Origin of the sequence: Streptomyces sp. NPDC005533 (genome assembly GCF_042871845.1) — a bacterium.
Taxonomy (GTDB): Bacteria; Actinomycetota; Actinomycetes; order Streptomycetales; family Streptomycetaceae; genus Streptomyces.
In genome coordinates this window covers 232,157-245,840 of sequence record NZ_JBIAJH010000006.1, presented here as the reverse complement: position 1 = coordinate 245,840, position 13,684 = coordinate 232,157, and the positions used below count along the sequence as shown (strand labels likewise).

The 13,684-nt window shown below is 72.9% G+C and carries 9 protein-coding genes; 6 read left to right on the top strand and 3 right to left on the bottom strand.

The features are described from left to right. The first annotated feature begins 44 nt into the window (after positions 1-44). Positions 45-410, top strand: coding sequence for a DUF6355 family natural product biosynthesis protein (locus ACFYP3_RS08830; RefSeq protein WP_388828937.1), 366 nt, complete (start codon positions 45-47; stop codon positions 408-410). Between the two features lie 106 nt (positions 411-516). On the opposite strand, the gene ACFYP3_RS08825 is transcribed toward ACFYP3_RS08830, so the two are convergent. Next, entirely contained in the window at positions 517-1,425 is a 909-nt protein-coding gene (locus ACFYP3_RS08825) for a sulfurtransferase (RefSeq protein ID WP_388828934.1), read from the bottom strand. A gap of 229 nt (positions 1,426-1,654) precedes the next feature. Beyond that, a complete protein-coding gene (locus tag ACFYP3_RS08820; protein WP_388828931.1) occupies positions 1,655-3,037 on the bottom strand; it encodes a hypothetical protein in 1,383 nt (460 codons plus the stop codon). A 36-nt stretch (positions 3,038-3,073) separates the two neighbouring features. Here ACFYP3_RS08820 and ACFYP3_RS08815 point away from each other — a divergent pair, with 36 nt between their 5' ends. From ACFYP3_RS08815 to ACFYP3_RS08795, 5 genes are all read left to right on the top strand, one after another. Further along, positions 3,074-3,616, top strand: coding sequence for a hypothetical protein (locus ACFYP3_RS08815; RefSeq protein ID WP_388828928.1), 543 nt, complete (start codon positions 3,074-3,076; stop codon positions 3,614-3,616). A gap of 271 nt (positions 3,617-3,887) precedes the next feature. Beyond that, positions 3,888-4,628 (top strand): response regulator transcription factor, encoded by a 741-nt coding sequence (locus ACFYP3_RS08810; RefSeq protein ID WP_362797126.1) that lies wholly within the window; start codon positions 3,888-3,890, stop codon positions 4,626-4,628. After that, positions 4,625-5,734, top strand: coding sequence for an ATP-binding protein (locus tag ACFYP3_RS08805; RefSeq protein ID WP_388828924.1), 1,110 nt, complete (start codon positions 4,625-4,627; stop codon positions 5,732-5,734). The genes ACFYP3_RS08810 and ACFYP3_RS08805 overlap by 4 nt, the downstream gene beginning before the upstream one ends. Positions 5,735-5,993: 259 nt before the next feature. After that, the gene (locus ACFYP3_RS08800; protein ID WP_388828921.1) at positions 5,994-9,872 is read left to right on the top strand and encodes a multifunctional oxoglutarate decarboxylase/oxoglutarate dehydrogenase thiamine pyrophosphate-binding subunit/dihydrolipoyllysine-residue succinyltransferase subunit; all 3,879 of its coding nucleotides are present in this window, start codon (positions 5,994-5,996) and stop codon (positions 9,870-9,872) included. A 194-nt stretch (positions 9,873-10,066) separates the two neighbouring features. Then, positions 10,067-10,546, top strand: a complete 480-nt coding sequence (locus ACFYP3_RS08795; RefSeq protein ID WP_388828918.1) for a hypothetical protein — start codon at positions 10,067-10,069, stop codon at positions 10,544-10,546. 90 nt (positions 10,547-10,636) lie between these two features. On the opposite strand, the gene fxsT is transcribed toward ACFYP3_RS08795, so the two are convergent. Beyond that, positions 10,637-13,657, bottom strand: a complete 3,021-nt coding sequence (gene fxsT / locus ACFYP3_RS08790) for an FxSxx-COOH system tetratricopeptide repeat protein (RefSeq protein WP_388828915.1) — start codon at positions 13,655-13,657, stop codon at positions 10,637-10,639. Positions 13,658-13,684 lie beyond the last annotated feature (27 nt).

Below are 13,684 nucleotides of genomic sequence, written 5' to 3'. Positions count from 1 at the left end.
GGACGTCTTTTGCCGGAGGCGCCGTTCCCGATAGCTGTGGCGTCATGGACTTCCTCGGGACCACCCTCCGCACAGCAGTCGCCTTCGCCGCCGCACTGGCCCTCGGCGGTCTGGCATCCGCGCCGGCCTCCGCCGGCACGACATCCGCCGCGGCCTCCTCCGAGGCGGGCGGGACGGCCTTCCTCCAGGGATGCGGCTGGAACGAGGGGAGGGGCGGCGAACGGGCCTCCTACGAGCACTGCGCCACCAACACCAACGTGTGGATCCAGGTCAAGCGGTGGCCCCGGTCCAACTACCACCGCTGCGTCGGCCCCGGCCGGACGAACCTGGACGCCGATGCCACCGGCGCCTGGTACGACAGCGGCTACCAGGGCGGCCTGTGCTCCCACCCGGGCGACACCGGGCCGTGACGGTGATGTCGGGGCCCTCGGCCGGGCCGGTGTGGCGGTGCGGCCGCCCGGCCGATGGTGCCGGTGCCCGACCCCGGGTGGGGTCAGCCTCCCCGCCCGGCCACCCCTAGGGCACGGCCGGGCCGGTCGTGACCGGGCGCAGGGGTGAAGGCACGCCCCACTCGCTCCAGGAGCCGTCGTACACGGCCGGGTCCTCGTACCCGGCGAGCTCGGCGGCGAGGGCCAGGACGCACGCGGTCACCCCCGAGCCGCAGCTGAAGTAGAGGCGTTCGCGCCCGCCCGCCACCTCCTCGAAGGCGGCACGGAGCTCCCCGGCCGGGCGCATCAGGCCGTCGGGGTCCTGGAGTTCGCCGAAGGGGAGGTTGACGGCGCCCGGCATGTGGCCGCCGCGCAGGCCCGGGCGGGGCTCGGGTTCGGTACCGGCGAAGCGGCCGCGGGTCCGGGCGTCGACGACGGCCGCGGCCGGGTCGGCCAGGGCCGCGGCGACGGTCGCGCTGTCGACCAGCAGGCCGGGGCGGGGCCGGGCGGTGAAGGAGCCGCGCGGGCCGTCGTACGCCGGGCCGGTGGCGTCGACGGGCAGGCCGGCGGCGGTCCAGGCGGGCAGTCCGCCGTCGAGGACGGCCACCCGGTCGAAGCCCATGGCGCGCAGCATCCACCAGGCGCGGGCGCTGGAGTAGATCCCGGCGCCGTCGTAGACGACGACGGTGTCCGAGTCGTCCACGCCGAGCTCCCGCACGGCCTCGGTGAACGCCCGGGCGCCGGGCATGGTGTGCGGGGCGGGCGCGTCGTGGTCGGACAGGGCCCCGTCGAGGTCGAAGGGACGAGCCCCCGGAATCCGACGCTCCGCCCCCCGGTGGGCGCCGACGGAAGCATCGAGGACCACGAGGCCGACGCTCCCCAGCCGCTCGCCCAGCCAGTGCGCCCCGACGAGCGCCCCGGGCAGCCGACCGGCCTCCGGCCCGGGCGGCGCTCCGGGCCCGGGCTCCGGGGACGCGGTGTTCTGGGGCGTGGGCATGCGGCACCTCCGGCTGTGCGACGCGGGTCGCCCCATCTTCCCCGCCCACCCGAGCCCCCTACCGGGCGGGTCGGCGCTGGCACCGCGCCGAACTCGCGCCGCCCGAACGCGAACAGGCTCGTCCACCGGCCCCCACGGTCCCATCGGCCCCGCGCACCCGCCGAACGGTCGGCGGACGGCCTCCTCCGGCCGGCGCAGCCGCGGCGCCGGGCAGCGCGCGCCCCGCAGGTCAGGGGCAGGTGCCCGGGTGGGCGTATACCGCGATCCGGGCTCCGTGGACGCCGGTCAGCGAGCACAGTTCGAAGCGGGCGGCCAGCACGGCCCGCTTGGCCGCCTCCCGCGGGTACGGGTCCAGCGGCTGCCCGGCCGGGTCCAGCAGGGCGATCACCCGCGGCGAGGCGAGCAGCGCCGCGCGGAGCCGGTCCGGGGACAGTTCGGTGCCCTGGAGGCTGTGCGAGGCCGCCGGGCTCCGGTCCAGGGCCACGTCGCGCAGCGAGGCGTAGACCTCGGGTGACGAGAGCAGCCACTCGCGCCGCCGGGCGGGCATGAACACCACCGCGTCCCCCGGCCGGGCCCGCTCCCGGACGGCGGCGGCCACCGCGAGGACGTCGTCCTTGCGGCTCTCCGGCGTACGCAGCCACACCGACCAGATACCGAAGGGCACGAGCAGCAGCCCGGCGAGCAGCCACGGCCACCACCCGCGGGCCGCCGCGAGCCGGGCCCCGGCCAGCAGGGCCGGTCCGGCCAGCGCGTAGAGCACGTACCGGTCGACGTACCAGGGGTGCACGAGGGAGATCACCATCAGCAGCCCGGGCGGCAGCAGGGTCAGGGGGAGCGCCACCCGTACGAGGTCCTTCGCGGCCCCCCGCGCGAGCAGCAGGGCCGCGCCGCCCACCACCCCGTACGCCGCCCAGTCCTGCCAGCTCGGCCGGCCGAGCCAGCCGAGCTGCTGCTCGGCCTGGCGCGCGCTCACCAGGGCCAGCGGGAGCAGCAGGGCCAGCACGGTCCCGGCGCTCCACCGCCAGCCGCGGGAACGCCACGCGGTGAAGGCGTGGGCGAGCAGGGCCAGCACGGCGAACTCGTGCAGCCAGCAGCCGAGCAGGAGCACCACCGTGTACGCGACCCACCGCTCGCGCAGCATCAGGTACGTCGCCCAGACCACGGCCGCCGCGACCAGGGCGTACGAGCGTCCCTCCTGGGCGTACATCTGCACGGGCGGCAGGACGGCGTACACGCAGCCGGCGATCAGCGCGGCCCGCTCCCCCGCGAGCCGGTGCGCGACGGCGGCCACTGCGGCGGCCGCGAGCGCGGTGGCGGCGACGGAGGGCAGCCGCAGCGCCCACAAGCCGCCGTCCCAGACCTGGAACACGCCGTGCATGAGCAGGTAGTACAGGCCGTGCACGGCGTCGACACCGTGCAGCAGCTCCCAGATCCCGCCGAGCGGCCGGTGGGCGACCTGCCAGGTGACGGACTCGTCGCGCCACATACCGGCGCCCCGCTCCAGGCCCCAGAGGCCGAGGATCACGGCGAGCAGCGGCGGCAGCAGCCGCCAGGGGGCGATCCGGCTGATGTCGGCCTCCGGTAGCTGTCGGAACGGGTGTGCGGACTCCATACTCGGGGTTGGACCGGAGTGACTGCGGAGGTGGGTGTGCGCGGCTTACGAGCGGTGACGGGCCTGGTGCTGGCTGCGGCCTTGCTGGCGGGGTGCGGACCGGCGGCGTCCGCGGGCGGCGACGACGCGCCCCCGAAGGCCTCCACGGAGTCGGCCCCGAGCCCGAGCTCGAGCCCAAGCGCCTCCGACTCGGATCCGGGCCCCACCGCGACCCCCACCACGAGCCGCGTCCCCGCCCCCGGCGAGACCCTGGTCCGCGTCACCCGCACCGGCGGCTTCGCCGGGCAGACCCACACCCTCGTCGTCAAGGGCGACGGCTCCTGGACCCGGCTGGACGCCAAGGCGAAGACGGAGAGCACCGGCACGCTGTCGGAGGCCGGGCTCGCCGCGCTGCGCACCGCCCTCCAGGAGGCGGACTTCGCCCACCTGCCCAGGATCGCCACGGGCGGCCCCACGATCTACGACGGGTACTCCTACACCTTCGTGCACGGCGGCTACGAGGTGGCCGGCGACCAGGGCTCCCTGCCGCCGGCCCTGACCAAGGTGCTGGAGGTCCTGCCCTCCTTCACGGCGGGTTAGGGTCGCGGCCTCCCGTCCCGATGTGCCGAACGACACCCTCGACCCGGTCTTCCCGCACGGGCACGGACCGGCCCTCCGAGGGGCCGCGGACGGCGGGGCACCTGACCGGCCCCGCCCGCCGGGTGCCCGTCCCGTGGGGGGTCCGACACCCGGTACATATCATTCCGCTTACGCCGCTCCAGCACATATGCCATGTCCGAACCCCACGTAGCCGCAGGCCGGTGCCTCCTCTACGCTGCACCCCATTCACGCGGGATCTTCAGGGGCGGACATGGAACAGACACACACCACACACAACGGCGCCGCGGCGACACCCGGCGCCCAGCGGCGTGTGCTCGTCGTCGAGGACGACCACACCATCGCCGAGGCCATCGCGGCCCGCCTGCGCGCGGAGGGCTTCCAGGTGCAGACGGCGGCGGACGGCCCCGCCGCCGTCGCCGCGGCCGAGAGCTGGCTGCCGGAGCTGCTGGTCCTGGACGTCATGCTGCCCGGCTTCGACGGGCTGGAGGTCTGCCGCCGGGTCCAGGCGCAGCGGCCGGTCCCGGTGCTGATGCTCACCGCGCGGGACGACGAGACCGACCTGCTGGTGGGGCTCGGGGTCGGCGCGGACGACTACATGACGAAGCCGTTCTCGATGCGCGAGCTGGCCGCCCGGGTCCACGTGCTGCTGCGGCGCGTGGAGCGGGCCACCATCGCCGCCCACACCCCGCGCGGGGCCACCCTGCGCCTGGGCGATCTGGAGATCGACCACGCGCAGCGCCGGGTCCGGGTCCAGACCGAGGACGTGCACCTGACGCCGACCGAGTTCGACCTGCTGGTCTGCCTGGCCGGGACCCCGCGTGCGGTGCTCTCGCGGGAGCAGCTGCTGGCCGAGGTGTGGGACTGGGCCGACGCGTCCGGGACCCGTACGGTCGACAGCCACATCAAGGCCCTGCGGCGCAAGATCGGCGCGGAGCGGATCCGTACGGTCCACGGCGTCGGGTACGCCCTGGAGACCCCGGCCCAGGCATGAGCGGCGCGCCGGGCGGACAGCGACAGCGGCCGAGGCAGCGGCTCTCCGGGGGCCTGCGGCCCTTCTCGCCGTTCTCGATCAAGACCAAGCTGGGCACGCTCGTGGTGGTCTCGGTCTTCATCACGACCGGCCTGCTGCTGGTGGCCCTGCGCACCGACACCGAGCTGCGCTTCATCACGGTCTTCTCGGTCATCGCCTCGATGCTGATCACGCAGTTCGTGGCGCACAGCCTGACGGCCCCGCTCGACGACATGACGACGGTGGCCCGGGCGATATCCCACGGCGACTACACCCGGCGGGTGCGCGGCGCCGGGCGCCGCGACGAGCTGGGCGACCTGGCCTCCACGATCAACCTGATGGCCGACGACCTGGAGGCCGTGGACCGGCACCGCAAGGAGCTGGTCGCCAACGTCTCGCACGAGCTGCGCACGCCGATCGCCGCGCTGCGGGCGGTGCTGGAGAACGTGGTGGACGGGGTCTCGGCCGCCGATCCCGAGACCATGCGCACGATGCTGAAGCAGACCGAGCGCCTCGGCGGGCTCGTGGAGACCCTGCTGGACCTGTCCCGGGTGGACAACGGCGTGGTCCCGCTGCGCGCCCGCCGCTTCGAGGTGTGGCCGTACCTGTCGGGGGTGCTGAAGGAGTCGCGGCTGGCGGCCGCCGGCCGGCCGGGGCTGCTCTCCGGTTCGGGCGGGCACGCCCGCAACGACGTGCACCTGCACCTGGACGTCTTCCCGTCCGAGCTGTGGGCGTACGCGGACAACGAGCGCCTGCACCAGGTCGTCGCGAACCTGATCGACAACGCGGTCAAGCACAGCCCCCCGCACGGCCGGGTCACGGTCCGCGCCCGGGCCGGCGACGCGCCCGGCGCCCTGGTGCTGGAGGTACGGGACGAGGGTCCCGGCATCCCGGAGGCGGAGCGCCACCGGGTCTTCGAGCGGTTCAACCGCGGCAGCGCCCGCGGGGGCGACGGCGGCACCGGACTGGGGCTGGCGATCGCCCGCTGGGCCGTGGAGCTGCACGGCGGGCGGATCGGGGTGGCCGAATCGTCACGCGGCTGCCGCATCCTCGTCACGCTTCCGGGCAGCTCGCAGGCGCCGTGTTGACGTAGGGTTCGAGTGGGAAGGACATGATCTCGGCCACACGTACCCGGGGTCCGTCAGGGGTGCGAAGCCATGGGGGCCGCAACCTCGGTGCCCCCTACCCGAACCACACTTGTTTCCCGCCATTCCAGGCGGTGAAACCCGCCGTTCGATGTGACCTGCGCGACGGATGTCCGGCCCGGTCTGCATCTCACCGCCCAGGAGGCGTAGCCTTTATTCCCGCTGTCCATACCTTGTGAAGCGGAAGAGGGCGGTTGCCGCCGTGTCGCCACAGTCCCCCAGTAATTCGAGCACCACGACCGAAGCAGGAGAGGGCGGGAAGAACCCCGCCTCAGGCTTCGGCGCGAATGAGTGGCTCGTCGACGAGATCTATCAGCAGTACCTCCAGGACCCGAATTCGGTCGACCGGGCCTGGTGGGACTTCTTCGCCGACTACAAGCCGGGGGGCGTCGCCGCTCCGGTGAAGTCCGACGGTGCGGAGAAGCCCACGACGACGACGGACGGCGCCTCCGCACAGGCCGCCACCCCCGTCGCGCAGGCCCCGCGGGTCGCCGACGCCGCCACGGGGGCGGCGAGCGCCGCGCCCGCGAAGGCCGCCCCGGCTCCCGCGCCCACGCCTGTGTCAGCTCCTGCCCCTGCTCCTGCCACCCCCTCTGGTGCCCCTGCTGTGACTGTCACCTCCCAGGCCCCGGCCGCCGCACCGGCCGCGCCCGCCCCCTCCGCCGTAGCCCCTCAGAAGGCCGCGCCCGCCACCGAGGCCCCCGCGGGCCCCGAGCTGGTGACGCTCCGCGGCCCGGCGGCTGCCGTAGCCAAGAACATGAACGCCTCCCTCGACGTGCCGACGGCCACCTCCGTCCGCGCCGTCCCGGTGAAGCTGCTGTTCGACAACCGCATCGTCATCAACAACCACCTCAAGCGCGCCCGGGGCGGGAAGATCTCCTTCACGCACCTGATCGGCTACGCGATGGTGCAGGCGATCAAGGCCATGCCGGCCATGAACCACTCCTTCGCGGAGAAGGACGGCAAGCCGACCCTGGTCAAGCCGGAGCACATCAACTTCGGCCTCGCGATCGACCTGGTGAAGCCGAACGGCGACCGCCAGCTCGTCGTCGCCGGCATCAAGAAGGCCGAGACCCTCAGCTTCTTCGAGTTCTGGCAGGCCTACGAGGACATCGTCCGCCGCGCCCGCGTCGGCAAGCTGACGATGGACGACTTCACCGGTGTGACGGTCTCCCTGACCAACCCCGGCGGCCTGGGCACCGTGCACTCCGTGCCCCGCCTGATGCCCGGACAGTCGGTCATCATGGGCGTCGGCTCCATGGACTACCCCGCCGAGTTCCAGGGCACCTCGCAGGACACCCTGAACAAGCTGGGCATCTCCAAGGTCATGACCCTGACCTCGACCTACGACCACCGGGTCATCCAGGGCGCAGCCTCCGGCGAGTTCCTGCGCATCGTCGCGAACCTGCTGCTCGGCGAGGACGGCTTCTACGACGCCGTCTTCGAGTCGCTGCGCATCCCGTACGAGCCCGTCCGCTGGAACCGGGACATCGACGCCTCGCACGACGACGACGTCACGAAGGCCGCCCGCGTCTTCGAGCTGATCCACTCCTACCGGGTCCGCGGCCACGTCATGGCCGACACCGACCCGCTGGAGTACAAGCAGCGCAAGCACCCCGACCTCGACATCACCGAGCACGGCCTCACCCTGTGGGACCTGGAGCGCGAGTTCGCGGTCGGCGGCTTCTCCGGCAAGTCGATGATGAAGCTGCGCGACATCCTCGGCGTGCTGCGCGACTCGTACTGCCGCACCACCGGCGTCGAGTTCATGCACATCCAGGACCCGAAGCAGCGCCGCTGGATCCAGGACCGCATCGAGCGCCCCCACACCAAGCCGGAGCGCGAGGAGCAGCTGCGCATCCTGCGCCGCCTGAACGCCGCCGAGGCCTTCGAGACCTTCCTGCAGACGAAGTACGTCGGCCAGAAGCGCTTCTCCCTGGAGGGCGGCGAGTCCGTCATCCCGCTGCTCGACGCCGTCATCGACTCGGCCGCCGAGGCCCGCCTCGAAGAGGTCGTCATCGGCATGGCCCACCGCGGCCGCCTGAACGTCCTGGCGAACATCGTCGGCAAGTCGTACGCGCAGATCTTCCGCGAGTTCGAGGGCAACCTCGACCCGAAGTCCATGCACGGCTCCGGCGACGTCAAGTACCACCTGGGCGCCGAGGGCACCTTCACCGGCCTGGACGGCGAGCAGATCAAGGTCTCGCTCGTGGCGAACCCCTCCCACCTGGAGGCGGTCGACCCGGTCCTGGAGGGTGTCGCCCGCGCCAAGCAGGACGTCATCAACAAGGGCGGCACCGACTTCACGGTCCTCCCGCTCGCGCTCCACGGCGACGCGGCCTTCGCGGGCCAGGGCGTCGTCGCCGAGACGCTGAACATGTCGCAGCTGCGCGGCTACCGCACCGGCGGCACCGTGCACGTGGTCATCAACAACCAGGTCGGCTTCACCGCCGCCCCGGAGTCCTCGCGTTCGTCCATGTACGCGACCGACGTGGCCCGCATGATCGAGGCGCCGATCTTCCACGTGAACGGCGACGACCCGGAGGCCGTCGTCCGCGTCGCGCGGCTGGCGTTCGAGTTCCGCCAGGCGTTCAACAAGGACGTGGTCATCGACCTCATCTGCTACCGCCGTCGCGGCCACAACGAGTCCGACAACCCGGCCTTCACCCAGCCGCTGATGTACGACCTGATCGACAAGAAGCGCTCGGTGCGCAAGCTGTACACCGAGTCCCTCATCGGTCGCGGCGACATCACCCTGGAAGAGGCCGAGCAGGCGCTCCAGGACTTCCAGGGCCAGCTGGAGAAGGTCTTCGCGGAGGTCCGCGAGGCGTCCACGGCCCCGGCCGCCGGCGCCCCGGTGACGCCCGCGCAGACCGCGCAGGAGTTCCCGGTCGCGGTGAACACCGCGATCTCGCAGGACGTCGTCAAGCGGATCGCCGAGTCCCAGGTCAACATCCCCGATCACGTCACCGTGCACCCGCGTCTGCTGCCGCAGCTGCAGCGCCGTGCCGCGATGATCGACGAGGGCACCATCGACTGGGGCATGGGCGAGACCCTCGCCTTCGGTTCGCTGCTGATGGAGGGCACCCCGGTCCGGCTGTCCGGCCAGGACTCCCGCCGCGGCACGTTCGGCCAGCGCCACGCGGTCCTCATCGACCGGGAGACCGGCGAGGACTACACGCCGCTGCAGTACCTGTCGGACGACCAGGCCCGCTACAACGTCTACGACTCGCTGCTCTCCGAGTACGCGGCCATGGGCTTCGAGTACGGCTACTCGCTGGCCCGCCCGGACGCGCTGGTCCTCTGGGAGGCCCAGTTCGGTGACTTCGTCAACGGCGCGCAGACCGTCGTCGACGAGTTCATCTCCTCGGCCGAGCAGAAGTGGGGCCAGACCTCCGGCGTCACCCTGCTCCTCCCGCACGGCTACGAGGGCCAGGGCCCGGACCACTCGTCCGCCCGCCCGGAGCGCTTCCTCCAGATGTGCGCGCAGGACAACATGACGGTGGCCATGCCCACCCTGCCGTCGAACTACTTCCACCTGCTGCGCTGGCAGGTCCACAACCCGCACCACAAGCCGCTCATCGTCTTCACCCCGAAGTCGATGCTGCGTCTGAAGGCGGCGGCGTCGAAGGCGGAGGAGTTCACGAGCGGTTCGTTCCGTCCGGTCATCGGCGACAGCACGGTGGACCCGAACGCGGTCCGCAAGGTCGTCTTCTGCGCGGGCAAGGTCTACTACGACCTGGAGGCCGAGCGGGAGAAGCGCGGCGTCACGGACACCGCGATCATCCGCATCGAGCGGCTGTACCCGCTGGCGGGCGACGAGATCCAGGCGGAGATCGCCAAGTTCCCGAACGCGGCGAAGTACATCTGGGCCCAGGAGGAGCCGGCGAACCAGGGTGCGTGGCCGTTCATCGCGCTGAACCTGATCGACCACCTCGACCTGGCGGTCGGCGCGGACGTCCCGGCCGGCGAGCGCCTGCGGCGCATCTCCCGCCCGCACGGCTCGTCCCCCGCGGTCGGCTCCGCGAAGCGCCACCAGGCGGAGCAGCAGCTCCTGCTGAACGAGGTCTTCGAGGCGTAGTCGCCGCGCGGCCCAGCAGTGGAAGGCCCGGTCCCCTCACGGGGGCCGGGCCTTCCGGCGTACCGGGTGCGGCTCCCGGCCGTCCCGTCACGTCACGTCCTTCCGGGACGTGACGTGACGGGTGCCGTGGCGCGTACTGGAGGCAGATCCGGCGGCGGTCCGCGTCGTCGGCCCCACACCTTCGAGGAGCCACCATGTCGCACGTCGTCCCCGCCCCGACCGCTGCCCGGCCCGGGCGGCGGATCGCCCGCCTCGTGCTGCCCGTCGCCTCGGCCGCCGTCATCTGCGGAGCCGTCGCGCTGCCGTCGTCGGCGGCGACCACCCAGCCGCCGCAGTCGGCGGCCGGCGTGCGCTCCGACGTCTTCCCGAACCCCCACCAGGAGCCCGACGGCGGCGCCTACGGGCCGTACACCTGCCTGCCCGGCTACGTCTGGCGTGACAGCTTCGACGGGGACTCCCTCTGCGTCCTGCCGGAGATCCGCGACCGGACCCACGCGCAGAACCCCCACCGCCAGCCCGGCGGCGGCGCCTACGGGCCGTCCACCTGCATGCCCGGCTACGTATGGCGGGAGATGTGGGACGGCGACGTCAAGTGCGTCACGCCGGAGGAACGCGCCAGGTTCAAGGACCAGGTGTTCGACAACGGCCCCAACCTCATCCCGGTGCCGGACTAGGTCGTCTCTTTCGGATCTTGCCGGGCGGCGCGGGCGAGGGAAGATCCGGAAGAGACGGCCTGGTGGGCCCCGGAGGCGTTACCGGACCCGCTACGGCTGCGGCTCGAAGTCCCAGTACGGCCTCGTCTGTTGCTTGGCCGAGACCGTGTGGACGTGTTGCGCGCCGAGGGTGCGGGTCAGGCCCTTGATGCCCGCGTCCTCGTGCTTCGCGGCCTCCGCGTCCTGGCGGACCGCGCGGAGGTCGGCGGCCAGCGCGATCTGCGCGCTCAGCGTCATCGGGTGGTCCGGGCCCAGTACCTGTTCCGCGGTGCGCAGGGTGTCCCGGCTCAGGTCCAGGGCGTCCTCCAGCCGGCCGGTGATGTTGCGGTGGCCGGTGGCGTTCAGGGCGCAGCCCAGGGTCCACGGGTGGCGGTCGCCGAGCGCGCCCCGCATGCCGACCAGGGCCTGCTCGGCCAGGGAGAGGGCCTCCGCGCGCTCGCCCTGGGCGCGGAGCACCAGCCCGAGGTTGCCGACCGTGCCGATGCTGTACGGGTGGGCGAGGCCGAGCTGCGTCTGGTAGCCGCGGACCACGTCCTCGGAGATCCGGCGGGCCTCGCCGACGTCCCCGTACTCCCTGAGGTAGGTGGCGTAGTCGGAGGCGACCATCAGGGTCCAGGGGTAGTCGACCCCGAAGACCCGGGTCGCCCGCTCCCACACGGTCCGCAGCCGCAGCCCCGCGCCGGGGATGTCCCCGGACCGGCGCAGGCACATGCCCAGGTTGTGTTCGGCGCGCAGGGTCTGCGGGTGGCCCAGCCCCAGCACCTGCGTGTTCAGCTTGACCCCCTGTTCCTGCCGGGTCTGCGCCTCCCGGTAGCGGCCCATCAGCCGCAGGCCCATGGCGCAGGCGATGCCGGAGGCGAGGGTGGAGATGTGCAGGGGCTTCAGGACCCGCTCGCGGCGGCGCAGGGTGTCCAGGTCGAGGTCGTAGGCGTCCTGGTAGCGGCCGAGCAGCCGGTAGGTGGCGGCCAGGTTGTTCTGGGCGTCCAGGGTGACGGAGTCGTCCTCGCCGAGCAGCTCCCGGTAGGTGCTCAGGCAGTGCTCGAAGATCTCCCGGGCGGGTTCGAACTTCGCGATGCACAGCAGTACGCCGCCGTACGCGCTGGTGGCGCGCAGGCTTTCCAGGTCCCGGTCGCCGCGCTCCGCGGTGAGCCGGCCGGCCACGGCCTTGGTGAGGGTCTCGGCGCGCCGGAACAGGCCGAGGTTGCGCAGGGCGTTGCCGTACTGGTAGCTGAGCTCGCGCACCTTGGGGTGGTCCTCGCCGAGCACGGCCCGCCAGATCAGGTCGGTCTCCTCGCAGAGCCGCAGGCAGGTGCGGTACTCCCCGGCGAGGATCAGGTAGCGCAGGCAGCGCAGCAGGAAGTTCTGGATGCGCGGGTTGCCGCTGGTGAGGACCCCTGAGGTGGCCAGGTGCGGGACGAGTTCGGCGTAGCGGGGCCACAGCCGGGAGTCGGAGGGGCCGCCGGGGTCGGCGGCGGCGAGGACCTGCCGGACGGCGCGGGCGAGCGGTTCGGCCTCCTCCTCGGAGAGGTCCTCGCGAACGATGCCGTGGACCATGCGGTGCAGTTGTACGGTCTCCAGCCCGCCGCCGCCCTCTTCCAGGGGCAGGTCGGAGTACTCCAGCCGGACGACGGAGAACTGGACGAGCTTGTTGAGGGCGGCGTTCCAGCGGATCTGGTCGTTGATCAGGCCGGCGAGCTGTTCGGGGACGTCGTCGGCGGGGAATTCGCGCAGCAGCCGCAGCGGTACCGGTCCGGGGGCGAAGAAGACGAACAGGCGCAGCAGGGCGAGGGCGTCGGGGAAGTTCTCCCGGACGTTGTTGAGGAGTATGGCGAGGGCGGTGGGGAAGGGCAGCGGGTAGTCGTCGGAGACGGTCACGGCTTCGTGGGAGTCCATCCGGCGCTGGAGCAGGGCGAGGTAGTCGCCGACCGCGAGCGGGGAGTCGGCGAGCCAGCCGGCGGTCTGGTCGAGGGCGAGCGGGTAGTCCTCCAGGGCCTCGGCGAGCTGGTCGGCCTCGTCGGCGGTGAGGCGCAGGGCACGGCGGCGGATGAAGGTGATCGACTCGGGGCGGGCGTAGAGCGGGACCTCGACGAGGCTGGTGTGCCGGGTCGCCCATTCGCGGTTGCGGGAGGTGATGATCACGTCGCCGGCGCCGGAGGGCAGCAGGTCGATGAGGTCGTCGGGGTTGTCGCAGCCGTCGAAGACCATCAGCCAGCGCCCGTACGGGGATCCGCGCCGCAGCGCTTCGAGGACGGCCCGGATCTGCTCGCCGTAGCTGCCCGCGCCGCGGGGCAGGCCGAGGGCGGGGGCCAGGTCGGCGAGGCGCTCGCGCAGGGTGGGCCGGTCCTCGGCGGGGACCCACCACACCACGTCGTACTCGGAGGCGAAACGGTAGGCGTACTCGGTGGCGACCTGGGTCTTGCCGACGCCGGACAGGCCGAGCAGGGTGACGGTGGACGCGCCGGCCGGCGCCTCGGCCAGGGCTTCGCGCAGGGTGCCGATGACGTCGTTGCGGCCGGTGAAGCGCGGGTTGCGGCGCGGCACCCGGCCCCAGATCTCGGGCGGATCGTTGGGGAAGCGGGGTCCGCGCCGGCCGCTCTCGGTGCCGATCCGGTCGGTGGGCAGCTCCAGGCGGCGCAGCACGCGGTACTCCGCCTCGTACGCGTCCAGGCCCCACAGGTCCGTCTTCTCCAGTACGGCGACGGCGCTGGGCAGCGGGGCGTCGGTGAGGCAGACGGCCGCGAACCGGTCGGGGTGGCGGTCGGTGACGGCGCGCAGGGCGGTGTTCCACGCCTCGTCGGCGTGGGTGCCGGCGGAGAAGTAGCGCTCGCTGAGGACGAGGAGGACGCGGCTGCCGGAGCGGGCGAGGTCGTCGAGGGCCTGGGCGATGCCGGGGCTGTTCTGCGGGTCCCAGCGCTGGAGGGCGACGCGGTGACCGTGTTCCTCCAGGCGGTGGCCGATCCACACGGCCCAGGGGCGGTTGAACCCGGCGAAGCTGATGACGAAGCGCTGCGGCTGGGCGTGCGGGTACGGGTGCGCGGTGTTGCCCTGGTCCTGCCGACTACCGGTGGTCATGCGCCGTCTCCCTGGGCTCCGGGAAGT

Coding starts and splice junctions, on each gene's coding strand:
- ACFYP3_RS08820 (WP_388828931.1), bottom strand. CDS start 3,037: ATGGAGTCCGCACACCCGTTCCGACAGCTACCGGAGGCCGACATCAGC.
- ACFYP3_RS08795 (WP_388828918.1), top strand. CDS start 10,067: ATGTCGCACGTCGTCCCCGCCCCGACCGCTGCCCGGCCCGGGCGGCGG.
- ACFYP3_RS08825 (WP_388828934.1), bottom strand. CDS start 1,425: ATGCCCACGCCCCAGAACACCGCGTCCCCGGAGCCCGGGCCCGGAGCG.
- fxsT (WP_388828915.1), bottom strand. CDS start 13,657: ATGACCACCGGTAGTCGGCAGGACCAGGGCAACACCGCGCACCCGTAC.
- ACFYP3_RS08830 (WP_388828937.1), top strand. CDS start 45: ATGGACTTCCTCGGGACCACCCTCCGCACAGCAGTCGCCTTCGCCGCC.
- ACFYP3_RS08805 (WP_388828924.1), top strand. CDS start 4,625: ATGAGCGGCGCGCCGGGCGGACAGCGACAGCGGCCGAGGCAGCGGCTC.
- ACFYP3_RS08810 (WP_362797126.1), top strand. CDS start 3,888: ATGGAACAGACACACACCACACACAACGGCGCCGCGGCGACACCCGGC.